Source organism: Pseudomonas sp. TH08, from assembly GCF_016651275.1.
Taxonomy (GTDB): domain Bacteria; phylum Pseudomonadota; class Gammaproteobacteria; order Pseudomonadales; family Pseudomonadaceae; genus Aquipseudomonas.
In genome coordinates, this window is sequence record NZ_JAEKEE010000001.1 from 1,446,887 (window position 1) to 1,469,011 (window position 22,125).

The following is a 22,125-nucleotide window of genomic DNA, read 5'->3' on the forward strand; positions in this document are numbered from 1 at the left end:
AAACGTTTCACCTAAAAATTCGCGATTAAAAATTAACTTTTTAGTTCTTTTTGCTCTGACTTGATGTCAAAACACTACTAGTCGCAGGGTTGCCGTTGAACTACGCTTTGTCGGACAAAAGGACTTCCGATTACGGTGAAGGGATTGCAACAGTTCCACTTTATCTCCGGCTTGCCGCGCTCAGGCTCGACCCTGCTTTCTGCGATCCTTTTGCAGAACCCGCGCTTTCACGCCGGCATGACCAGCCCGGTCGGTTCGCTGTTCTCCAGTGTCCTCGAGCAATGCAGTGCCGGCAGCGAATTCGGCGCCGTCATCGACACCCAGATGCGCCGTCGTCTGTTGCGCGGTCTGTTCGATTCTTTCTACGCCGACAAGGTCGACAAACCGGTGGTGTTCGACACCAACCGGCAGTGGAGCGCCCGACTGCCGGCGATCAACGACCTGTTTCCCAAGGCCAGGGTCATTGCCTGTGTGCGCAACGTCGCTTGGGTAATGGACAGTCTCGAGCGGCTGTATCGCGCCAATCCCTATGAAAACACCAAGCTGTTCGGCGATGCCGTTGAACGCAACACGGTCTATAGCCGCTGCGAAACCCTGGCCCAGCGCAATCGGCTGGTCGGTTTTGCCTGGGCGGCGCTCAAGGAAGCCTATTACGGCGAACATGCCGACTCGCTGTTGATCATCGACTATGACTTGCTGACCCAGGCCCCGGAGCGGGTGCTGCGGCTGGTCTACGAGTTCATCGGCGAGCCGTGGTTCGAACACGACTTCGAACACCTGGCTTATGACGCCCCGGAATTCGATCAGGCCCTTGGCGTGGCTGGCCTGCACAAGGTCAAACCCAAGGTCGCCCTGCAGTCGCGCCGCACTATCCTGCCGCCTGACTTGTTCAAGCAATACGCGGATTTGTCCTTTTGGCTCGATGGCTCAGCCAGCGCCGCCAATGTCATTCGTATGAAGTCCGACGCCGCGCTCAGTTGATCGCGGCGTTTTTCATTGATGCGTTACGTACAGTCGTTCGATTTCGGGTGAGCAGCATGTGGTGGAGCAAGCAAAAGTCGCGGGTATCCGGGGGCCAACGGACGCTGGCTGCGCCAATGATCATGTCGCTGGAACCACGCATGCTGTTCGATGGCGCGGTCGCCGCAACCGTGGCCGATACGGCCGCCCAAGCGGATAGTCACCCGACCGCCGATGCCGCCAAGGCACCGGCAACCGATCATCCGGCGGCGAGCAAGGACACCCACGGTCAAGCCGACGCCGCCCCGGCTGCCAGCCCCGTCGCCGTGCCGGGCCAAAGCGTGGTGTTCGTCGATTCCCGGGTGAAGGATGCCGACAGCCTGCTCAAAGGCGTCGCGCCCGGCACTCAAGTGGTCAAGCTCGATGCGAGCAAGGACGGTTTGCAGCAGATCGCCGATTACCTCAGTCAGCATCAGGGCGTCAGTTCGGTGCAGATCATTGCTCACGGCAATGCCGGTGATCTGTGGCTGGGCAACAGCTATCTGTCTGCCGACAACGTCGCGCAACGCAGCGCGATCCTCGGCGAGATCGGCAAGGACATGAATGTCGGCGGCGACATCCTGATCTACGGCTGCTACACCGCTGAAGGCGATCGCGGCTTGAGTTTCGTTGATTCGCTGGCGCAGCTGACCGGTCGCGATGTGGCGGCTTCGAACAACCGTACCGGCGTCGGTGGCGACTGGGATCTGGAGATCGCCACCGGCAACATCGAAAGTGCCAACGTGCTGTCGACCAAGGCCATGAGTGAATATCAGTGGGGCCTGGCCACGTGGACCGCTACCAACAATGCGAACACCGGGGTCGGCTCGCTGCGCGCAGCCCTGGCTTCGGCGCAGAACGGCGATATCGTCACCTTCAGTTCCGGCATGACCGTGCAGCTGACTTCCGAATTGCTGATCAACAAGAACATCACCGTCGATGGCGACCTGAACAACGACGGTGTCGCCGACGTCACTCTCGATGGTCAGTATAAAACCCGGGTGGTGGAAGTCACCTCCGGCAGCACGGTGACGCTGGACGGTCTGGTGATCACTCGCGGCCTTGTTTCCGGCAACGGCGGCAATGGCGGCTACGGGGCGACCGGCGCCATGGGCGGCGGTATTTTCAACGCCGGCATTCTCACGCTGAACAACGTCTCGGTCACCAGTAACGCCGCGGCGGGTGGCGGCGGTGGCGGTGGTGTCACGGGCGCCAACTATGGCGGCGGCGGTGGCGGTGGTGGCGGCCTCGGCGGTCAGGGTGGCGGCCATGGCGGCATTGCCGGGCCGGGCACTGGCACGCTGGGCGGCCAGGCCGGCAGCGGCGGTGTCGGCGGTTACGGTGGCGGTTACGACGCGACGCACATGGGCGGTCGCGGTGGTAGCACAACCGGTGGTGTCGGCGGTGTCGGCGTGGCTGATTACAGCAACGGTGGCAATGGCGGCACGGCCAGCAACGGCACTATTTCCATTGGCGGCGGCGGTGGCGGCTCCGGCTGGGACAAGGTCGGCGGCGTCGGCGGCAATGCCGCCGGCGGTATTTACAACGCCTCCACCGGCACCCTGAAAATCGTCGGCACCTCTGTCATCAGCAACAACATCGGTGCGGGCGGCGGTGGTGGCGGTGGCAGCGGCCTGGGCAGCAACAATCTCAATGGCGGCGATGGCGGGCGCGGCGTCGGCGCGATCTGGAATCAGGGCGGAACGGTATTGATCACCGCCGCCAACTTCAACGCCCTCAGCGGCAACGCTGCCGGCAGCGGCGCTGGCGGCACGGAACTCGGTGGCGGTGTGTCGGGTACTGTTCCGTTGGCCTACGCGGCGATCTACACCAGCGGCGGTACGCTCAACACCGCTTACGTGGAGCCGCCGACCGCCACCATCGTGGTCGCCGACACCGCGCTGAAAATCGGCGAAACCTCGCTGGTGACCATCACCTTCAGCCGCGCCGTAAACGGGTTTACCAACGCCGACCTGACCATTGCCAACGGCACGCTGACCAATGTGTCCAGCGCCGACGGCGGTATCACCTGGACGGCAACCTTTACGCCGACCAACAACATTACCGACACCACCAACCTCATCACCCTCGACAACACCGGGGTGACGGCGGTGTCCGACAGCGTGGCAGGCGTCGGCACTACCAACTCCAACAATTACGCGATCGATACCCAGCGACCGACCGCAACCATCGTGATGGCAGACACCGCCCTGAAAATCGGCGACACCTCGCTGGTGACCATCACGTTCAGCGAGGCAGTGAGCGGTTTCACCAACGCCGACCTGACGATTGCCAACGGTACGCTGACCAATGTGTCCAGTGCTGATGGCGGCATCACCTGGACCGCGACGTTCACCCCGAACGCGAGCATTACCGATGCCACCAACCTGATTACCCTGGACAACACCGGGGTGGCGGATCTGGCCGGCAACGCTGGCAGCGGCACCACCGATTCGGCCAATTATGTGGTCGACACCGTGCGGCCGACGGCGACCATTGTCGTTGCCGACACCAATCTGGCGGCAGGCGAAACTTCTGTGGTGACCATCACCTTCAGCGAAGCGGTGAGCGGCTTCACCACCGCCGACCTGACGGTGGCCAACGGCACCTTGAGCGGACTGAGCAGCAGCGACGGCGGCATCACCTGGACCGCCACGCTGACGCCAACCACGAGCGTCACCGACACCACCAACCTGATCACTCTGGACAATACCGGGGTCAATGACCTGGCCGGCAACGCCGGCACTGGCAGCACCAACTCCAACAACTATGCGATCGACACCGCACGGCCGACGGCGACCATCGTGGTCGCCGACAACGCGCTGAAAATCGGTGAAACCTCGCTGGTCACCATCACCTTCAGCGAAGCGGTGACCGGGTTCACCAACGCCGACCTGACGATTGCCAACGGCACGTTGACGGCGGTCAGCAGCAGCGACGGCGGCATTACCTGGACGGCGACGTTCACGCCGACCGCGAGCATCACCGACGCGACCAACCTGATCACCCTGAACAACACCGGCATCAGCGATCTGAGCGGTAACGCCGGCACCGGCACCACCGACTCGAACAATTACGCGGTCGACACCGTGCGGCCGACCGCCACCGTGGTGTTCGCGCAAAACACGTTGAAAATCGGCGATACCTCACTGGTGACCATCACCTTCTCCGAAGCGGTGAGCGGTTTCACCAACGCCGACCTGACCATCGCCAACGGCACCCTGACGGCGGTCAGCAGCGCGGATGGCGGCGTCACCTGGACGGCAACGTTCACACCGAGCGCGAACATCACCGACGCCACCAATCTGGTGACGCTGGACAATACTGGCGTCGCCGACCTGGCCGGGAATGCCGGTACCGGTACCACCAATTCGAACAACTACAGCATCGACACCCAACGTCCGACCGCGACCATCGTGGTGGCCGACCCAACCTTGAGCGCTGGCGAAACCTCGCTGGTGACCATTACCTTCAGCGAAGCGGTGAGCGGCTTCAACAACGCTGACCTGACGATTCCCAACGGCACATTGACCGCCGTTAGCAGCAGTGATGGCGGCATCACCTGGACGGCGACTTACACGCCGACAGTCGGGATCAATGACGCAACCAACATCATTACCCTGGCCAATACCGGGATCGCCGACCTGGCAGGCAACGCCGGCACGGGCACGACCAACTCCGGTAACTTCACCATTAACACCGTGGCGCCAACGGCCACCATCGTCGTTGCCGACAACGCTCTGAACATCGGCGAATCCACCACGGTAACCATTACGTTCAGCGAGGCAGTCACCGGTTTCACCAATGCCGACCTGACCATCGCCAACGGCACATTGACCGCTGTCAGCAGCAGCGACGGCGGTATTACCTGGACGGCGACTTTTACCCCGACGAACAACATTACCGACGCGAGCAACCTCATCACCCTCGACAACAGCGGAGTGCAGAACGCATCCGGCAATGCGGGCAGCGGCACCACCAATTCGAACAACTACGCCATCGACACCCAGCGTCCGACCGTGACCATTGTGATTGCCGACACGGCGCTGGGTGTTGGCCAGACCACGACGGTGACTTTCACCTTCAGTGAAGCCGTGTTCGGTCTGACCTCGGCCGACCTGACCGTGGCCAATGGCACGGTCTCCGGGCTGACCACCTCGGACAACATCACTTACACCGCGACGTTCACCCCGGCGGCCGGCATCACCGACACCAGCAACCTGATTACTCTGGACAATACCGGCATCGCTGACGTGGCTGGCAATGCCGGCAGCGGCACCACCGATTCCAACAACTACGCGGTCGACAGCCAGCGCCCGACCGCCACGATTGTCATGAGTGATACCGATCTACGTCCCGGCGAAACCGCGCTCGTCACGATCACCTTCAGCGAAGCGGTCAGCGGTTTCGACAACTCCGATCTGAGCGTCGCCAGCGGCACCCTGAGCAACGTGACATCGAGCGACGGCGGCATCACCTGGACGGCGACATTCACCCCTACCATTGGCGTCAGCGACGCCACCAACCTGATTGTCCTGAACAACAGCGGCATCAGCGATCTGGCCGGCAATACCGGCACCGGAACCACCAATTCGGCGAACTACGCGGTGCAGACTGAAGTGCCGACCGCGACCATCGTCGTGGCGGATACCGCGCTCAAGGCCGGGGAAACCTCGACGGTGACGATCACCTTCAGCGAGGCCGTCAGCGGTTTCACCAATGCTGACCTGACTATCGCCAACGGCACGTTGAGCAACGTGTCCTCCAGTGACGGCGGCATTACCTGGACCGCAACGTTCACACCGACCGCGAACATCACCGACACCAGCAACCTGATCAGCCTCGACAACAGCGGCGTGACCAATGCTTCCGGCAACAGTGGTGTCGGCACCACCGATTCGAACAATTTCGCCATCGACACCGCGTTGCCGACCGCGACCATTGTGGTCGCCGACAATCGCCTGGGCATCGGTGAAACCACCACGGTGACCATTACCTTCAGCGAAGCCGTGAGCGGTTTTGATCTGTCGGACATCAGCGTCGCCAACGGCTCGCTTTCAAACCTCACCAGCAGCGATGGCGGCATCACCTGGACGGCCACACTGACGCCGACCGCCAACGTCAACGACGCGACCAACCTGATCATTGTCGACACGGCCGGGGTTCAGGATCTGGCCGGCAACCTCGGCGCGAGCATCGCGATTTCCAACAACTACGTGCTCGACGCGACCCGGCCGACGGTGGACATTGTCGTCGCCAATCCACACCTGGGTATCGGCCAGACCACCACGGTGACCTTCACCTTCAGCGAGGCCGTGAGCAATTTCGATCTGTCCGACCTGAGCGTGACCAATGGCGATTTGAGCAACCTGAGCAGCAGCGATGGCGGCAAGACCTGGACCGCGACCTTCACGCCGACGGCCAATGTCACCGACCCGAGCAACTTCATTGCGCTGGACACCAGCAACGTCACCGATTTGGCCGGCAACGTCGGCAGTACCGTCGCGGTGTCGAACAATTACGCCCTCGACAGCGAGCCGCCGAGCGCCACGGTTGTGATTGCCAACCCGAACATCGGCATCGGCCAGACCTCGCAGGTGACCATCACCTTCAACGAGGCGGTCAGCGGTTTCGATCTGTCAGACATCGCGGTGGCGAATGGCACCTTGTCCAACCTGAGCAGCAGCGATGGCGGCAAGACCTGGACCGCAACCCTGACGCCGAACGCCAACGTCAACAGCGCCAGCAACGCGATCAGCGTCAACAGTGGCGGGGTCAGCGATGCGTCCGGGAACAGCGGCAGCGGTGTCAGCAGCTCCAACAACTACGCGATCAACACCGTGCCGGTGGTCATTCCACCCATCGTGCCGACCACGCCGACCAGCGTCGTGATCCCGGATCCACTGATTCGCAGCAGCGACCCGGTGGTGCCGCCACCGCCGCAGAACGTGCCGTTGCAACCGATCATCTTTACTGCGCCAACCGGTGATCTCGGCTCACCGCTGACTTTCGCGCCGTTGTTCGAGCAACGAGTGATCGGCAACGGCATTCGTCCGATTGGCGATATTTTCATCAATCACGGGGCCCTCAGCCGCAGCTACATCGCACAAGTGTTCAGTAGCAGTGACAGCGGCGGCGATGGTTCCGGCCACGGTTTCCTCGGCTTTGGCGGTGGTGATGGCGGCGTATTCGCCAGCAGCACGCTGGCGAGCCTGTTCAACCAGAACAGCGCCACCGAGCGTGATTCCTTGAACGCCTTCGGCAGACAGTCGCTGAAGGCCGGCGATGTTTCCCAGGGCCTGCGCGGCGTGTTTGGCGCACCGACGCTGGGGCAGCAACTGCAAGAACTCAAAGACACCGAGCAGCACCGGGTCGATAGCCTGGCGGCAGCTCTGCAACAGGTCGGTATCAGCGAAATATCGGCCTGAAAACAATTACTCAACACTGTGCGGGACCTAGGGGCGATCCAGGGATGAAGAAAAGTCAGAAGTTGTTCGGCGCCAGCCTGCTGGCGCTGGCGATCAGTGGGTGTGCAGTGACCAGTGAGCCGATTGAACGCAGTGTCAGCGAGCAACGAGCGAAAACCGATCTGCAAAGCATGTACAAGGATCAGGAACCGCTGCGCGGCCCGTTGACCCTGCACCAGGCCATGGCCCGTGCGGTGAAATACAACCTCGAAGGCCGCCTGAAAATCATGGAGGAAGCGCTGGCCAAGCGGCAGCTCGACCTCGCCAGTTTCGACATGTTGCCGCGCATGGCGCTGGACGCCGGTTACGTCGGACGCAACAACGTCAACGCTTCCAGCAGCCAGAGCGTGCGCACTGGCACCCAGTCTCTGGAACCGTCGACCTCGCAGGATCGTGACCGCGACGTCGCCGACCTGACCATGGTCTGGAACGTCCTCGACTTCGGCGTCAGCTACATCAGCGCCAAGCAGCAGGGCGACCAGCGCCTGATCGTGCAGGAACGTCGGCGCAAGGTGATCAACACCATCGTCCAGGACGTGCGCTCGGCTTATTGGCGGGCGATGGCGGCCGAGCGTCTGCTCAAGCAGATCGACAGCCTGATGGCGCGGGTGCAGACCGCCCGTGACAACAGCCAGACCCTGAGTGATCAACGCATTGGCGATCCGGTGCAAGCGCTCGGTTATCAACGTTCGCTGATCGAAGCCACGCGCCAACTCGAAGAGCAGCGCCGCGCCTTGTCGTTGGCGAAAACCGAACTGGCGACACTGATCAACCTGCCGTTGGGCACCAACCTGACCCTGGCCACCGATGACGGTTATCAGATTCCCGAGCTCAAGGTCGATCTGGCCAAGCTTGAGCAAGAAGCCCTGACCAGTCGCCCGGAACTGCGCGAGCAGGATTACCAGACGCGCATCAGCGCCGCCGAAACCCGCAAAGCCATGTTGCGTCTGTTGCCGGGCCTGGAGTTTTCTGCCGGTGGGCATTACGACAGCAACTCGTTCCTGGTCGAACAGGGCTGGGCCGACTATGGCGTCAAAATCACCTGGAATCTGTTCAGCGTGATTTCCGCTCCGGCGGCGATCAACGTCGCCAAGGCCGGTGAGGAAGTCGCCACCGCACGGCGGCAGGCGATGTCGATTGCGGTGCTGGCACAGCTCTATGTGGCCAACGCCAACTATCAAGAAGCCCTGCGCCAGTTCAAGACCAACCAGCAGCTGTCGGACATCGACGGGCAAATCGTCGGCCAATTGCGCAATCGTCATCAGGCTGCCGGTATTGGTGAACTGGAGTTGATTCAGGGTGAATTGAACAACCTGCAAGCTGATCTGCGCCGCGATCTGTCGTACGCCGATCTGCGCAACGCCTACGGCCAGATCTTCGCCAGCGCCGGACTCGATCCTCTGCCGGATCAAGTGCAGTCAACTGAAGTGCAGTCGATTGCCACGGCACTGGCCAACCGCGAATCGGCGTGGGCAGCGGGGGATATTTCGGTGCCAGTGGTGGCCCATGCTCCGGCGCAATAATGATCTGCTGGCACCGAGCGCCAGCGTCAGCCGCACGCAACGCGAGGCCCGTAACGGCCATCGCGGTGCGGCGATTCTGCTGACGGGGCTACCGGCGGCGGGCAAATCGACGCTGGCGCAAGCGCTGCACGCCGAGTTGTTTGAACGAGGTGTGCAAAGCGTGGTGCTCGACGGGGATGGTTTGCGTGTCGGCCTAAATCGCGATCTGGGATTCACCGATGCGGATCGGCTCGAAAACATTCGCCGCGCCAGCGAGTTGGCGGCGTTGCTGGTGGAAAACGGACAGATCGTGATTCTGGCGATGATCGCGCCGCTGCCAGAGTTGCGCGACGTGTTCGCCCGGCGTTTGGGTGAGGACTATCGCGAAGTCTGGTGCAGCGCAGCATTGGCGGTGTGCGAGAAGCGCGACCCGAAGGGGCATTACGCCCGGGCGCGACGCGGTGAACTGCCTGGGTTTACCGGGGTGTCGGCGCCGTACGAGCCACCGTTGCAGGCATCTTTGGTGGTCGACACCGGCGCGCAATCGGTCGAAGCCTGCCTTGATCGCCTGCTGACCTGGCTCGGCGAATGTTCGGTGTTGCCACACGCATGAGCCGACCGGCGTTTTCGCGTCTGCCGGTGACGGTGGATTTGCCGCTGTTGTTGCGGGCACTGGCGGCGATTGCCGATGACGCTTGGCGCAGTCACTTCAATACCGATTACTTTTCGGGAGACTGGAGCGGCGTGGCGCTGATTTCGGCAGCCGATGCACTGACCGAGTTATCCCCCGGACGCGGCTCGCCGCTGTGTCGCGCACCGTGGTTGCTGGATGATCGCTGGCAACAAGGGCTGCGCGATCTGCCGTTGAAAATCGTCAGTGCACGCTTGTTACGTCTGGGGCCGGGTGGACGGATTCACGAACATCGGGACTACGATCTCAATGGCCCGGACGCCGATCTGCGCCTGCACATCCCGTTGCTCAGCCCGCCCGAGGTGGATTTCTGGCTCGATGGCCAGCGGATCCCGATGAGGGCGGGGGAATGCTGGTTTCTCGATCTGGCGCGAGCGCATCGCGTGGACAACCGCGATACATCGGCGCGGGTTCATCTGGTCCTCGATTGCCGGCCCGATGCGTGGCTGGAACAGCGGATTGCCGAGGGCTTGGCGAGTACCCCTGAACCGCAGTTGGCCGAATCGACATTGCAGTGTTTTCAACGGCTGGTCGCCAAGGATGCTTCGCTGTCGCGAGCCTTGCGGGAGCTGCACGATCCTGAACAGTTCATCACCCAAACCCTGAAGTTGGCTGCCGCACAAGGCTTGCCGTTCTCGCGCGAAGAACTTCGCGCGGCGATGCGCGACGGTCGCCGGCAATGGACTGAACAATGGCACGGCTGAATTTCGACGGCTGGTTGCCGATTCGTGTCTGGCCGGTCGCCGGCCAATGGCAGGTGGATTGGTGTTGGTTCGGTGACAGGCCGTTGCGCCAGCCGTTTTTCCGCGACGCGGTCGATGATGCGTTGCGACTGCCGTTCAATCAGGCGTTTCGTCGCCAGACACCGCTGTCGGCACTTGGCGATTGGCACGCGCAGAGTCCGGGTCTGGCGCCTAGCGCTTTCATTCTGCACGCCTCGCGCTGTGGCTCGACGCTGATCAGTCAGATGCTCGCGCAACTCGACGATCACATCGTGGTGTCGGAACCGCCACCGCTGGATGCGTTGTTGCGCAGCGATTTGCCTGCCCCGCAAAAACAGGCGGCGATCTGTGGATTGCTCTCGGCCTACGGGCAGCGACGGCGCGGTGTCGAGCAGCGACTGGTGATCAAGCTCGACGCCTGGAACATCGGCGAATGGCCGCTGTTGCAGGAATGTTTTGCTGATACGCCGTGGCTGTTTGTGTATCGCGATCCTTTGGAAATCGCCGTCTCCCATTTGCGTCGCCCTGGCATGCACATGGTGCCGGGCATGCTCGGTGATTGCGTGCTGGAGGATGGTTTGCCGTTCGCAGGTCGCGAGGATTTCATCGCCCGACGCTTGGGCCGGTTGCTTGAGGCAGGATTGGCGCATTGCCGCGATTCTGGCGGGCTGCCGGTGAATTACAGCGAGTTGCCAGATGCAATGGCGGGGCGCTTGGGGCGGTTTTTTCGCCTGGATGATGTACAGCGTCAGCAGGTATTTGCGGCGGTGGATTTACACGCGAAGCAGCCGTCGCAATCCTTCGTTGCCGATGGTGAAGACAAGCGTCGTGAGGCTTCGGCGTTGATGAAAGAGCGAGTGCGTCATTTTGCTCAGCGTTCTTTTGTGGATCTGGAGTTGCTGCGCAACTCGTGAAAGATCGCAGCCTTCGGCAGCTCCTGCACGTGTCCCTGAAAGAGTTGCCGAAGGCTGCGATCTTTTGCTTTTCAGGATTTTCCGGACAAATCCGCCATCCCTTTAAGTAATTCGATCGGCAGCGGAAAGACAATTGTCGAGCTCTTGTCCCCGGCAATCGAACTCAAGGTCTGCATGTAACGCAATTGCATGGCGCCGGGCTGGCGACCGAGCATTTCAGCCGCCTGCATGAGTTTTTCCGACGCCTGCAATTCGCCCTCGGCGTGGATCACCTTGGCCCGTCGTTCACGTTCGGCTTCAGCCTGTTTGGCGATGGCCCGCACCATCGATTCGTTGAGGTCGACGTGCTTGATTTCGACGTTGGCAACCTTGATGCCCCAGGCGTCAGTCTGTGCGTCGAGCACCTGCTGGATGTCGATGTTCAACTGTTCACGCTCTGCCAACAGTTCATCCAGTTCATGCTTGCCAAGCACCGCGCGTAACGTCGTCTGCGCCAGTTGGCTGGTGGCGGAAAGAAAATCCTCGACCTGAATAATCGCCTTCTGCGGATCGAGCACGCGGAAATAAAGCACCGCGTTGACCTTGACCGAGACGTTGTCGCGGGTGATCACGTCTTGCGGCGGTACGTCGAGGACGACGGTGCGCAGGTCGACCCGAACCATTTGCTGCACCACCGGAATCAGCAGGATCAATCCGGGCCCTTTGACCTGCCAGAACCGCCCGAGCTGGAACACCACGCCGCGTTCGTATTCGCGCAGGATGCGGAACGTCGACCCGGCCAGGGCAATCACCAATAACAGCAGCGCAACAAAACCTATTTGCAGACCCATGATCACTCTCCGAGCGGCGCCGCGTCAGCCGCGGCCACTTGCAGCAACAATCCCTTGCGAGCCACCACGCGCACCGATTGCCCGGTTTGCAGCGGTGTGGCGCTGAGCACTTGCCAGCGCTCGCCTTGCAGTTGTACCCAGCCACTATGGGCGTTCTCCGGCTGCACAGCGGTCACCGCCGTGACACTGCCGACCAGGCCGGCATCGCCACTGACGGCGTGGCGCGGGCGGGTTTTCAGGGCTCGAATGATCAGTGCAAGGAGCAGCAGGGCGCTGATCAGGCCAAGGCCGATCATCATCGGCACCGGCAGTTCGGCATTGCCCAGAATCAGCGCACCGATGACGAACATGATGATCCCGCCCAGACCGATCACGCCGTAATTGGGCAGGGCAGCTTCGGCGATCAGGAAAACGATGCCCAACGTAATCAGCCACAGCCCTATCGGGCTCATGGCTGGCAACGGCGTGTCGGCAGCGAGTACCGATCCGCTGATCAGGAGTAACAAGGCAAACGCACAACATCGGCTGTTCACGTGACCCTCCGCGAGAGTCATGACTGGTTCTTTCAGTCTAGTTGAGCGTTGCCCTGACCGAGTCCTGATCAATGTGCGGATGTGTCCGGTGAGCGGATTTCCCTTCGTCGGTGGCCTGTCGAACTAGACTCAAAAACACAGGAACAAACGTTCAGCGCAATACCGAGGTGGATCATGCGTATGGCCAAAAAAGTGCAAGGCAGCCTGACTCGGGCGCATTGCGAGTACGACATCCTCGCCCATCCGCACTCGTCCAGCAGTCTGGAAACCGCCCGCGTTTCCGGAGTTCCGGCCGAGCGGGTGGCGAAATCGGTGATCCTCGACGATCACCACGGGCATTTCCTGATGGCCGTGCTGCCGGCCAGTCGGCATCTGGACTTGAGCAAGGTGCGTAGCAGCGGCGAGTGGCAGATCACCCGCGAAAGCAACCTGGCGCACATCTTCGATGACTGCGAGCGCGGCGCGGTGCCGCCGCTGGGAGATTCCTACGGGCTGGACATGGTCATCGACCCGCTGCTGACCCGCCAGCAAGATATCTATCTGGAGGCCGGCAACCATCACAACCTGCTGCACATGAGCATGCCCGAATTCCTGAAAATGGTGCCGCATGCCGAGGTGCGGGAGTTGAGTCATTAGGTTTTTCAGCGCCAGTGCTGACGCCATCGCGAGCAGGCTCGCTCCCACATGGATTTTCATGTGAACACAAAAATGTGAGCACCCAAGGTCTCCTGTGGGAGCGAGCCTGCTCGCGAATAATCTTCCAAACCCCCCATATTGAAGGAGCTCAGCAATGGAACAACCAACCCACAGCCTCCCATCCCTCTTCAAACAACTCGGCCTGGACAATGACCCGACCAGCATCGACCAATTCATCGCCACCCATTCGCCGCTGAAACCCGAGCTGCATTTGGCGGACGCGTTTTTCTGGTCGAAGAGTCAGGCGGATTTTTTGCGTGACGAGATTCTCGATGATGCCGATTGGGCGGAGGTGGTGGATCAGTTGAATGTGTTGTTGCGGAAGGGGCGGGCGGGCTAGCTACTAAGTGGGAAAAGGCCAGGTCCGCGCCGTGTGAACCAGTGTCAGTATCCAGATCACATCGTGATTCGGTTGGTAGACAAGACGATAACTTGGGTGGGGTATTAGTTCGCGAGTGCCCGCAATTATTCCGACGGGGCCAATTTTGGGGTTTTGGGATATTCGGGAAACCGCTTCAGTGAAGCGGCGATCCATCTCGAGGGCTGCTTTTGGGTTTGCTGCGTGGAGGTAGTCCCAAATATTTTCACGGTCCTGTACTGCCCTTTTCGTCCAGATAATCCTCATCCTTGATTTTCTACCTGCCTGCGCCTGACGGCGAATTGTGCTTCAACTTCTTCGTTAGACATACCGTCACCGGCAGACATTGATTCTCGTGCAAGGTCGACTTTGCGTTGTAAAAAGATTTCGTACTCTCGGGCTTCCTGTTGAGTCCGAACAAACTGACGCATCATTTCTCGCATGATCTGCGAAGCGGGACGATGTGAGGCTTCTGCCTCAGCCATGAATTGCTCGCGCAGTTCAGGCTCAAGTTTCATTGTAAAAACAGCTTGTTTTGTCATTTTGATTCCTTGAAATGCTCCGGTACTAACGAGGTATATACATCGTTAGTACCCATTTAGGAACTCTGAGTCGCTGCTTACGACCAACGGGTAGATTTGTTTCAAAACTTGACTGATTTTCCCCTCCAATGCGATATTGATAGTTAGCAAACTAACAGTGTGCATTTCCCCGTGCCAGATTCCCTCGACGCTCTCCAGATGAATATCAGCAGTGCCATGGTGGTGGCCGCCAGGCATTGGCGGAAGATCTGCCAGACCACGCTGGTCAACTATGGAATCTCCGAAGCCTGCGCCGTGCCGTTGTTGATGATCGGGCGGTTGGGCGAGGGCGTGCGGCAGGTGCAGGTGGCGCAAGCAGCCGGGATGGAGAGTCCGTCGCTGGTGCGTCTGCTCGATCAGTTGTGTCATTCGGGTTACGTCTGCCGTACCGAAGATGCGCACGATCGCCGCGCCAAGTGCTTGAGCCTGACCGACAGCGGTCGTGAACTGGTGCAGGCCGTCGAGATCGAACTGGTGCGCTTGCGTCACGAGGTGCTTGAAGGCATCGATCAAAGCGATCTGGAAGCTACGCTTCGGGTACTCAGAGCTTTTGAGGCGGCCAATCCGCCAGTGGTGGTCAATTCTTGAACGGTTTTTTCTCCGGCATTCCGCCGGCCCGTGACTGGTTTTACGGGGTGCGGACTTTTGCAGCGTCGATGATTGCGCTGTACATCGCCTTGCTCATGCAAATGCCGCGTCCGTATTGGGCGATGGCCACGGTGTACATCGTCTCCAGCCCGTTCCTCGGGCCGACCAGTTCCAAGGCGCTGTACCGTGCCATCGGCACCTTTCTCGGTGCTGCGGCAGCGGTTTTTTTCGTGCCGATGTTCGTCCAGAGCCCGTATGTGCTGGTGGTGGTGATCGCGTTGTGGACGGGGATATTGTTGTTTCTGTCCCTGCATCTGCGCACCGCCAACAGTTATGCACTGATGCTCGCCGGTTACACCTTGCCGCTGATTGCTCTGCCGGTGGTGGATAACCCGCTGGCAGTGTGGGACGTGGCGGAAGCGCGTACCGAAGAGATTTTTCTCGGCATTGCCGTTGCCGCCGTGGTCGGCGCGATGTTCTGGCCGCGTCGCTTGGCGCCGGTGTTCAACGACGCGGTGAGCAAATGGTTCGCCGACGCGACGACCTACAGCCTGAAGTTCCTCAGCCGCGACGTGCAGCCCGAAGAAGTCACCGCGCTGCGCATGGCCATGGTCGCCAACTTCAACAGCCTCGAACTGATGATCGGCCAGTTGCCCCACGAAGGCTCGCGCCCGCAAACCGTGCGCAATACCAAGGAACTGCGCGGGCGGATGATCCATCTGCTGCCACTGATCGATGCGCTGGAAGATTCGCTGTACGCCCTTGAACGGCGCACGCCAGAGCTGGTGGAAAAATTCCAACCGCTGCTGGTCGCGACCCGTGAATGGCTCGGCCATCAGGACGCTGACCTCGACCGTTGGCAAGCGTTGAAAGATCAGCTCGAAGCCCTGCAACCCAGCGCCGCAGCGTTGGAAGATCGCCGCCAGTTGCTGTTTTCCAACTCGATTTATCGCCTCGGTGAATTCATTGATCTGTGGCAGGACTGCCGCAGCCTGCAGGACGCGATTGTTTGTGAGCGGCAGGACAACTGGCGCGCGGTTTACCGCCATTGGCGCCTCGGTCGTCTGAAGCCGTTTCTCGACCGTGGCCTGATGATGTATTCGGTGGCCTCGACGATTCTGGCGATCATCGTCGCCTCGGTGCTGTGGATTTTGCTCGGCTGGCCGGACGGCGGCAGCGCGGTGATTCTGGCGGCGGTGGCGTGCAGTTTCTTCGCCTCGATGGACGACCCGGCACCGCAGATCTACCGGTTCTTTTTCTGGACCGGCATGTCAGTGCTGTTCGCCAGTCTTTATCTGTTTTTGATTCTGCCCAACCTGCACGATTTCCCGATGCTGGTGCTGGCGTTCTCCATCCCGTTCATCTGCGTCGGCACACTCACGGTGCAGCCGCGTTTTTACCTCGGCATGCTGCTGACGCTGGTCAACACCTCGTCGTTCATCAGCATTCAGGGCGCGTACGATGCAGACTTTTTCGCCTTCGTGAACTCCAACCTGGCGGGGCCGATTGGTCTGTTGTTCGCGTTTATCTGGACGCTGGTGGCGCGCCCGTTCGGCGCCGAACTGGCGGCCAAGCGCCTGACCCGGTTCAGCTGGAAAGACATCGTGCACATGACCGAGCCGGCCAACCTCGCCGAGCACCGTCAGTTGGGCGTGCAGTTGCTCGATCGACTGATGCAGCATTTGCCGCGCCTGGCGCTGACTGGCCAGGACACCGGCATTGCCATGCGCGAAGTGCGCGTCGGTCTGAACCTGCTCGACTTGCTCGCCTACACCCCGCGGGTGAAGGGCGCGCCGAACGCTTTGTTGCAGCAAGTGGTCAGTGAAGTCGGTGAGTATTTCCGCGCTTGCCTCAAGGCTGGCGAACGCTTGCCGGCGCCGGCCCCTTTGTTGATGACACTGGATCGTACCCGCCGCGCGCTCAATGGCCACGGCGATGAGGAAACCCGTTTCCACCTGTTGCACGCCTTGAGCGGTTTGCGTCTGGCGTTGCTGCCCGGCGTCGAATTCGTTTCCAGCGCCGAGCCCGAAGAACCGCTGCCCGATGGAGCGCCCCTATGATCGGTGATCTGGACATCAGCGGCATTTTCCTGCCGACCCTGCTGGTGTTGATGGGCATCACTTATGTGCTGTTTTTGTTGGTGCATGCCGTGCTTACGCGCGTGCACTTTTACCGTCTGGTCTGGCACCGGGCATTGTTCAACGTGGCCCTCTACGCCGTGCTGCTGTACGGCGTGGACTCACTCAGTCGATACCTGATGACATGAAAAAACCGTTTTTGACTATCGGTCGCGTGGTACTGACCCTGCTGATCGTGACTTTTGCCGTTGTCCTCGTCTGGCGCATGGTGATGTATTACATGTTCGCCCCGTGGACCCGTGACGGCCATATCCGCGCCGACATCATCCAGATTGCCCCGGATGTGTCCGGACTGATTCAGCAGGTTGAAGTGAAGGACAACCAGTTGATCAGGCGCGGCCAGGTGCTGTTCAGCATCGACCAGGACCGCTTCAAACTAGCGCTGCGACAGGCCAAAGCGGCGGTCGCCGATCGCGAAGAAACGTTGGCTCAGGCCCAGCGTGAAGCCAAGCGTAACCGGGGTCTCGGCAACCTGGTGCCAGCCGAGCAGCTTGAAGAAAGCCAATCGAAAGTCGCCCGCGCGCAGTCGGCGCTGGCCGAAGCCATGGTCACCGTGGACAGCGCGCAGCTCAACCTCGACCGCTCGGTGATCCGTAGCCCGGTGGACGGCTACGTCAACGACCGCGCGCCACGCCCGCAGGAATTCGTCACCGCCGGGCGTCCGGTGTTGTCGGTGGTCGACAGCAACTCGTTCCACATCGACGGCTATTTCGAAGAGACCAAACTCGACGGCATTCATGTCGGCCAGTCGGTGGATATCCGTGTGATCGGCGACCGCGCGAAGTTGCGTGGGCATGTCGAAAGCATCGTTGCCGGTATCGAAGACCGTGACCGCACCAGCGGCAGCAACCTGCTGCCCAACGTCAACCCGGCCTTCAGTTGGGTGCGGCTGGCGCAGCGGATTCCGGTGCGGATTGCCTTTGACGACGTGCCGGAAGACTTCCGCATGATCGCCGGGCGTACGGCCACGGTGTCGATCATCGACGATCAGCCAGTCGACAATCGCAAGCAGGAGCCTGAGCAATGAGCAGGGCCCTGATGATCGCCGGGTTGGGCGTGATGCTTTCGGCCTGCCAGATGGTTGGGCCGGACTATCACGTGCCTGAGGAAGCGGCGGTTCAGCGCAAGGATTTTCAGGGCGAGCTGGCGGTCGACGGCAAGCCAGTGGTCTCGGCGCCGGTGCCGGCGGACTGGTGGCGGCTGTATAAAGATCCGCGTCTGGATCAACTGGTGCAGCAGGCCATGGCCTCGAACACTGATCTGCGCGTGGCGGCCGCGAACTTGCAGCGCGCCCGTGCTCAGGTCGATGAGGCCGAAGCTGCCGGAGGCTGGAGCGCTGGCGTGAAAATGGGCGCGCAGCGTTTGCAGGAATCCGGTCAGGCATTCTTGCTGCCGGAAAAAGTCCCGGTGGCCAACGTCGGCGATATCGGCATCAGCGCTTCGTACCAATTTGACCTGTGGGGTACGTTGCAACGCGGCATCGAAGGCGCCAAGGCCAACGCCGACGCCACTCAAGCAGCGGCAGACACCGCGCGCATCACCCTGGTCGCGGACGTGGTTCGTGCTTACACGCAAGTCTGCGCGGCCAACGAAGAACGCGAAATCGCCCAGCATTCCCTTGACCTGCAATCGCAGGGCACGACGTTGATCCAGCGTCTGCGCGACGCCGGCCGTGGCGACGAAACTCAAGTCACCCGCTCGCAAACCCAATTCAAATCCCTGCGCGCCGACATGCCGCGCTATGAGGCGGCACGTCAGGCCGGGTTGTTCCGTTTGTCGATGCTGCTGGCTAAACCGGTGGATCAATTGCCGGCCGGCACCGCGACTTGCGCCGAACTGCCGAAAATCGCGCAACGGGTGCCGGTCGGTGATGGCGCCGCATTGCTCAAGCGACGCCCGGACATTCGTCAGGCCGAACGACGTCTGGCCGCCGCGACTGCCGGGATCGGCGTCGCCACCGGCGAGCTGTACCCGGACATCAGCATCGGCGCGACCATCGGCACCGTCGGCATCATCGACGACCTCGGTGATCCATCGACCAACCGTTGGGGCTTCGGTCCGTCGCTGAGCTGGAAAGTGCCGACCAACGGCGCCCGCGCGCGCATCCGTGAAGCCGAGGCGACGACCCAGGGCGCACTGGCGCATTTCGACGGCGTGGTGCTCAACGCCATTCGCGAAACCCAGACCGGCCTCGCCCAGTACAGCGCACTGCTGCAACGCCGCGATGCGCTGGCCGATGCCGAGCAGTCGGCGAAACTGGCCGCCGACCAGACGCATCGCTTCTTCCAGGCCGGCCGCGAGTCGTTCCTGGCGGATCTGCAAGCGACCCGCACCTACACCGATGTCACCGCGCAACTGGCCGCGGCCAACACCCAGGTGGCCATGAGTCAGATCGATTTGTTCCTCGCGTTGGGCGGCGGTTGGGAAAGCGGACGAACGCAAGCCTCAAGCCCGAGCAAACCCTGAGGCCGTAGCTATGCTTTGAAGTGTTGGAAGGGCGCCCCGTGCAAAGCACCCTTCCAGCGCACATTGCTAGCGCTGGTCTAGGGGAAACCAATAATGAAAAACCCTTACGCTCTCGGCTTCTGGTGCGCCCTCGCAGCGCTGCTACTGCTATCGGCCACCTATTTCTACGGCATCATGCTGGCCCACCAGATCGACAAGGCCATGGTTTTCCTCGACAGCGCGACAGCGTTGATCGCGGTCATGGCGATCGTCGTGGTGGCATCGGCGTCGGTCCAGGTTCAGCGGGTCAAAAAACGGCAGCTTGAGCAGGGCAAAACGCTGGTGCTGATTTGGGACACCAAAGTGGCTCTGCGCAAGGTCGAAACCGTGTTCGACCGGTATTTCTGGGGCAGTTACTGGCAGCCCGGTCGCACGTTCGCCGAAGTCATGGGCGAACTCACCGGCACGCCGCTGGAAAAAAGCCTCGAAGCGCTGAAGAAGCAGTGCCTGGAACTCGACAAGCAGATCTCTGACGAGGGCTGGCATTGGCTGAACAACGCCCGTGAATTGTCCGACGTCGCCACGGCCATGGCCCGTGAACGTTATCAACTGGATTTCTGCGATCCACGCGCGGACGGGCCGGGTGGGGCGGTGATTGATCGGGACTTTGAAGTGCTGGTCTACACGTGGACCGCGCGGCTGAAAAGCTTTGATCATCAACTGGATGAGATCGAGGTTCAGTATTCCTGATTCTTCGCTAAGTCATCTGGCCCCATCGCTGGCAAGCCAGCTCCCACAAGGTTTTGTGGTGTTCACAGATTTTGTGTTCGCTGGAGCTCCATGTGGGAGCTGGCTTGCCAGCGATGGCGTCCGTAAAAACAGCGAAACTCTTCCAGCCTGTCGACTGTCCACTCTCCCCATAGACACTCTTTAACCTTTAAACATTGGGCCGTCTTGCGCGCCCGGTGCTAATCTCCACCGCTGAATTCAGCGGAGTCGAGCCGCGACCCGGTCACGGGTTCAGGGAAGACGACCACACTCACAGCCACGGAAATCGATCAGGTCATTCATGAATAAATCAGCAGGCGTGCTTCTCGGAATTGTTGTTGCCATCGGCGCCATCAGCGCAGGCGGGGCCTGGTACACCGGGACCAAGATCGAAGGCGTACTGAACAACGCCGTCGTCAATGCCAACAAAGAGCTGCAAACGGCCATGGCTGGCTCCAACGGCACCGCGTCGCTGGAACTGGTTTCGCTGGAACGCCACACCTTCACCAGCACCGCGCACTATCGCCTCAAGGGTGAAGGCGAGATGTTTGGTGACAAGCCGGTCGAGCTGCTGTTCGTCGACCACATCGAGCACGGCCCACTGCCGTTCTCGCGTCTGGTCTCGCTGAAATGGCTGCCGGTCATGGCCACCAGCAATTACGAGCTGGAAAAGAATGCCGCCACCGAGAAGTGGTTCGCCGCGACCAAAGGTGCCGCACCGCTTAAAGGCGTGACCAACATCGGTTACGACGAATCCACCACCAGCACCCTCGAATTGCAGCCGTTTGAGACCGCACTGGATGAACAATCGAGCCTGAAGTTCTCCGGTCTGAACATGGACATCTCCGCCAGCGCGCAAGCGCAGAAGGTTAAAGCCAACGGTTACATGGACAGTCTGAAACTGGTCACCGTGGCTGAAGATCAGGCGCCGGTGCAGGTCGAGCTCAACGGTCTGACCCTGGCCAGCAACCTCGCCAAGAGCAGCTACGGCTACTACACCGGCGAAAACACCCTGGAGCTGACCAGCAGCAAAACCACCTTCGGTCCCAAGCAATCGGTGCTCGGCGTGAAGAACTTCGAAATGAAGAACCTCACCGAAGAAAGCGGCAGCAATGCTTCCGGTCGCGCTGACTACAAAATTGGCGAAGTGACGCTCAACGACAAGAAAATCGGTTCGGCGAGCATGGCCATGAGCCTGAAGAACCTCGACATCCCGTCGACCATGTCGCTGATGCAGATCTACCAGACCAAACTGCAGCCGTACGAGAAAGCCGCTGCCGAAGCGACCGCTCAAGGTCTGCCAGCGCCGGAGCTGAACCTGACCGAAGCGGAAAACGCCCAGGTCAAAGCCGATCTGCAGAAACTGCTGGCCGCCGGCCCGCAGATTGCGCTGGAAAACCTCTCGTTCAATACCGCCAACGGCGAAAGCAAGGCCAATCTGGTGATCGACCTGACCAAACCGCAATCGATGGATTTGCCGCCGGATCAGTTGGGCAAACAACTGATCGCGTTGCTCGACCTGAATATTCAGGTGTCCAAGCCAATGCTGGTTGATCTGCTCAGCGTGCAGGCGCAACTGGACGGCCAGACCGATGCCAAAGCCATCGTTGATCAGTCCAAAGAAGCTGCCGACATGTTCGCCGGCATGGCAGTCGGTTCGCAATTGGCGGTCGTGGACGGCAGCAACGTCGTGACCAAGCTGCATTACGCCGCCAATCAGGTGGAATTCAACGGCCAGAAGATGACCGTTGAGCAGTTCGTCGGTTTCCTGATGAGCAAGTTCGCGGGCGTCACGCAAGTGCAGTAATCCTGCGCTCTTAATAGCAACGCCCGGCCTCTGTGTTGAACAGACGCCGGGCGTTTTGCTGTCTGGCGTTCGGGTTTTCGCTGTCG

At 60.8% G+C, this 22,125-nt stretch carries 19 protein-coding genes; 15 read left to right on the top strand and 4 right to left on the bottom strand.

Annotated features, from left to right (window positions below):
• The first annotated feature begins 135 nt into the window (after positions 1-135).
• From JFT91_RS06745 to JFT91_RS06770, 6 genes are read left to right on the top strand one after another with little or no spacing between them, the layout of a single operon-like run.
• Positions 136-981, top strand: coding sequence for a sulfotransferase (locus JFT91_RS06745; protein WP_201229700.1), 846 nt, complete (start codon positions 136-138; stop codon positions 979-981).
• 56 nt (positions 982-1,037) lie between these two features.
• On the top strand, positions 1,038-7,427 hold the full coding sequence (locus JFT91_RS06750) for an Ig-like domain-containing protein (protein ID WP_201231894.1): 6,390 nt from the start codon (positions 1,038-1,040) through the stop codon (positions 7,425-7,427).
• A 44-nt stretch (positions 7,428-7,471) separates the two neighbouring features.
• Positions 7,472-8,989 (top strand): TolC family protein, encoded by a 1,518-nt coding sequence (locus tag JFT91_RS06755; protein WP_201229702.1) that lies wholly within the window; start codon positions 7,472-7,474, stop codon positions 8,987-8,989.
• The gene (cysC, locus tag JFT91_RS06760; RefSeq protein ID WP_201199485.1) at positions 8,973-9,581 is read left to right on the top strand and encodes an adenylyl-sulfate kinase; all 609 of its coding nucleotides are present in this window, start codon (positions 8,973-8,975) and stop codon (positions 9,579-9,581) included. Before JFT91_RS06755 ends, cysC begins: the two co-directional genes overlap by 17 nt.
• A complete protein-coding gene (locus tag JFT91_RS06765; protein WP_201205081.1) occupies positions 9,578-10,363 on the top strand; it encodes an aspartyl/asparaginyl beta-hydroxylase domain-containing protein in 786 nt (261 codons plus the stop codon). Before cysC ends, JFT91_RS06765 begins: the two co-directional genes overlap by 4 nt.
• The gene (locus tag JFT91_RS06770) at positions 10,351-11,295 is read left to right on the top strand and encodes a sulfotransferase family protein (RefSeq protein ID WP_201199486.1); all 945 of its coding nucleotides are present in this window, start codon (positions 10,351-10,353) and stop codon (positions 11,293-11,295) included. Before JFT91_RS06765 ends, JFT91_RS06770 begins: the two co-directional genes overlap by 13 nt.
• A 71-nt stretch (positions 11,296-11,366) precedes the next feature.
• Here JFT91_RS06770 and JFT91_RS06775 read toward each other — a convergent pair whose 3' ends face one another.
• Entirely contained in the window at positions 11,367-12,125 is a 759-nt protein-coding gene (locus tag JFT91_RS06775; RefSeq protein WP_003220464.1) for a slipin family protein, read from the bottom strand.
• Between the two features lie 2 nt (positions 12,126-12,127).
• Positions 12,128-12,679, bottom strand: a complete 552-nt coding sequence (locus JFT91_RS06780) for an NfeD family protein (protein WP_201231895.1) — start codon at positions 12,677-12,679, stop codon at positions 12,128-12,130.
• A 153-nt stretch (positions 12,680-12,832) separates the two neighbouring features.
• Between JFT91_RS06780 and JFT91_RS06785 the strand changes: the two genes are divergently transcribed.
• Both JFT91_RS06785 and JFT91_RS06790 read left to right on the top strand, forming a co-directional pair.
• Positions 12,833-13,294: an aminoacyl-tRNA deacylase gene (locus JFT91_RS06785; RefSeq protein ID WP_201199488.1), complete on the top strand. Its 462-nt coding sequence runs from the start codon at positions 12,833-12,835 to the stop codon at positions 13,292-13,294.
• Positions 13,295-13,448: 154 nt separating this feature from the next.
• The gene (locus JFT91_RS06790; RefSeq protein WP_201229708.1) at positions 13,449-13,694 is read left to right on the top strand and encodes a DUF2789 domain-containing protein; all 246 of its coding nucleotides are present in this window, start codon (positions 13,449-13,451) and stop codon (positions 13,692-13,694) included.
• A gap of 3 nt (positions 13,695-13,697) precedes the next feature.
• Here JFT91_RS06790 and JFT91_RS06795 read toward each other — a convergent pair whose 3' ends face one another.
• Positions 13,698-13,979, bottom strand: a complete 282-nt coding sequence (locus JFT91_RS06795) for a type II toxin-antitoxin system RelE/ParE family toxin (RefSeq protein ID WP_201199490.1) — start codon at positions 13,977-13,979, stop codon at positions 13,698-13,700.
• On the bottom strand, positions 13,976-14,254 hold the full coding sequence (locus JFT91_RS06800) for an antitoxin of toxin-antitoxin stability system (protein WP_201199492.1): 279 nt from the start codon (positions 14,252-14,254) through the stop codon (positions 13,976-13,978). Before JFT91_RS06800 ends, JFT91_RS06795 begins: the two co-directional genes overlap by 4 nt.
• Positions 14,255-14,452: 198 nt before the next feature.
• Here JFT91_RS06800 and JFT91_RS06805 point away from each other — a divergent pair, with 198 nt between their 5' ends.
• From JFT91_RS06805 to JFT91_RS06835, 7 genes are all read left to right on the top strand, one after another.
• On the top strand, positions 14,453-14,881 hold the full coding sequence (locus tag JFT91_RS06805; RefSeq protein ID WP_201229710.1) for a MarR family winged helix-turn-helix transcriptional regulator: 429 nt from the start codon (positions 14,453-14,455) through the stop codon (positions 14,879-14,881).
• Positions 14,878-16,941, top strand: a complete 2,064-nt coding sequence (locus JFT91_RS06810) for an FUSC family protein (RefSeq protein ID WP_201231896.1) — start codon at positions 14,878-14,880, stop codon at positions 16,939-16,941. The genes JFT91_RS06805 and JFT91_RS06810 overlap by 4 nt, the downstream gene beginning before the upstream one ends.
• Positions 16,938-17,147: a DUF1656 domain-containing protein gene (locus tag JFT91_RS06815; protein ID WP_007917703.1), complete on the top strand. Its 210-nt coding sequence runs from the start codon at positions 16,938-16,940 to the stop codon at positions 17,145-17,147. The genes JFT91_RS06810 and JFT91_RS06815 overlap by 4 nt, the downstream gene beginning before the upstream one ends.
• The gene (locus JFT91_RS06820) at positions 17,144-18,046 is read left to right on the top strand and encodes an efflux RND transporter periplasmic adaptor subunit (RefSeq protein WP_201231897.1); all 903 of its coding nucleotides are present in this window, start codon (positions 17,144-17,146) and stop codon (positions 18,044-18,046) included. Before JFT91_RS06815 ends, JFT91_RS06820 begins: the two co-directional genes overlap by 4 nt.
• Entirely contained in the window at positions 18,043-19,485 is a 1,443-nt protein-coding gene (locus JFT91_RS06825) for an efflux transporter outer membrane subunit (protein WP_201231898.1), read from the top strand. Before JFT91_RS06820 ends, JFT91_RS06825 begins: the two co-directional genes overlap by 4 nt.
• Positions 19,486-19,578: 93 nt before the next feature.
• On the top strand, positions 19,579-20,214 hold the full coding sequence (locus JFT91_RS06830; protein ID WP_201231899.1) for an NADH:ubiquinone oxidoreductase subunit N: 636 nt from the start codon (positions 19,579-19,581) through the stop codon (positions 20,212-20,214).
• A gap of 319 nt (positions 20,215-20,533) precedes the next feature.
• Positions 20,534-22,039, top strand: coding sequence for a YdgA family protein (locus tag JFT91_RS06835; RefSeq protein ID WP_201229720.1), 1,506 nt, complete (start codon positions 20,534-20,536; stop codon positions 22,037-22,039).
• Positions 22,040-22,125 lie beyond the last annotated feature (86 nt).

Bases quoted from the DNA above. Each gene is read 5' to 3' on its own strand.
- JFT91_RS06750 (WP_201231894.1), top strand. From the start codon at position 1,038: ATGTGGTGGAGCAAGCAAAAGTCGCGGGTATCCGGGGGCCAACGGACG.
- JFT91_RS06755 (WP_201229702.1), top strand. From the start codon at position 7,472: ATGAAGAAAAGTCAGAAGTTGTTCGGCGCCAGCCTGCTGGCGCTGGCG.
- cysC (WP_201199485.1), top strand. From the start codon at position 8,973: ATGCTCCGGCGCAATAATGATCTGCTGGCACCGAGCGCCAGCGTCAGC.
- JFT91_RS06765 (WP_201205081.1), top strand. From the start codon at position 9,578: ATGAGCCGACCGGCGTTTTCGCGTCTGCCGGTGACGGTGGATTTGCCG.
- JFT91_RS06770 (WP_201199486.1), top strand. From the start codon at position 10,351: ATGGCACGGCTGAATTTCGACGGCTGGTTGCCGATTCGTGTCTGGCCG.
- JFT91_RS06775 (WP_003220464.1), bottom strand. From the start codon at position 12,125: ATGGGTCTGCAAATAGGTTTTGTTGCGCTGCTGTTATTGGTGATTGCC.
- JFT91_RS06780 (WP_201231895.1), bottom strand. From the start codon at position 12,679: ATGACTCTCGCGGAGGGTCACGTGAACAGCCGATGTTGTGCGTTTGCC.
- JFT91_RS06785 (WP_201199488.1), top strand. From the start codon at position 12,833: ATGCGTATGGCCAAAAAAGTGCAAGGCAGCCTGACTCGGGCGCATTGC.
- JFT91_RS06790 (WP_201229708.1), top strand. From the start codon at position 13,449: ATGGAACAACCAACCCACAGCCTCCCATCCCTCTTCAAACAACTCGGC.
- JFT91_RS06795 (WP_201199490.1), bottom strand. From the start codon at position 13,979: ATGAGGATTATCTGGACGAAAAGGGCAGTACAGGACCGTGAAAATATT.
- JFT91_RS06800 (WP_201199492.1), bottom strand. From the start codon at position 14,254: ATGACAAAACAAGCTGTTTTTACAATGAAACTTGAGCCTGAACTGCGC.
- JFT91_RS06805 (WP_201229710.1), top strand. From the start codon at position 14,453: ATGAATATCAGCAGTGCCATGGTGGTGGCCGCCAGGCATTGGCGGAAG.
- JFT91_RS06815 (WP_007917703.1), top strand. From the start codon at position 16,938: ATGATCGGTGATCTGGACATCAGCGGCATTTTCCTGCCGACCCTGCTG.
- JFT91_RS06820 (WP_201231897.1), top strand. From the start codon at position 17,144: ATGAAAAAACCGTTTTTGACTATCGGTCGCGTGGTACTGACCCTGCTG.
- JFT91_RS06825 (WP_201231898.1), top strand. From the start codon at position 18,043: ATGAGCAGGGCCCTGATGATCGCCGGGTTGGGCGTGATGCTTTCGGCC.
- JFT91_RS06830 (WP_201231899.1), top strand. From the start codon at position 19,579: ATGAAAAACCCTTACGCTCTCGGCTTCTGGTGCGCCCTCGCAGCGCTG.
- JFT91_RS06835 (WP_201229720.1), top strand. From the start codon at position 20,534: ATGAATAAATCAGCAGGCGTGCTTCTCGGAATTGTTGTTGCCATCGGC.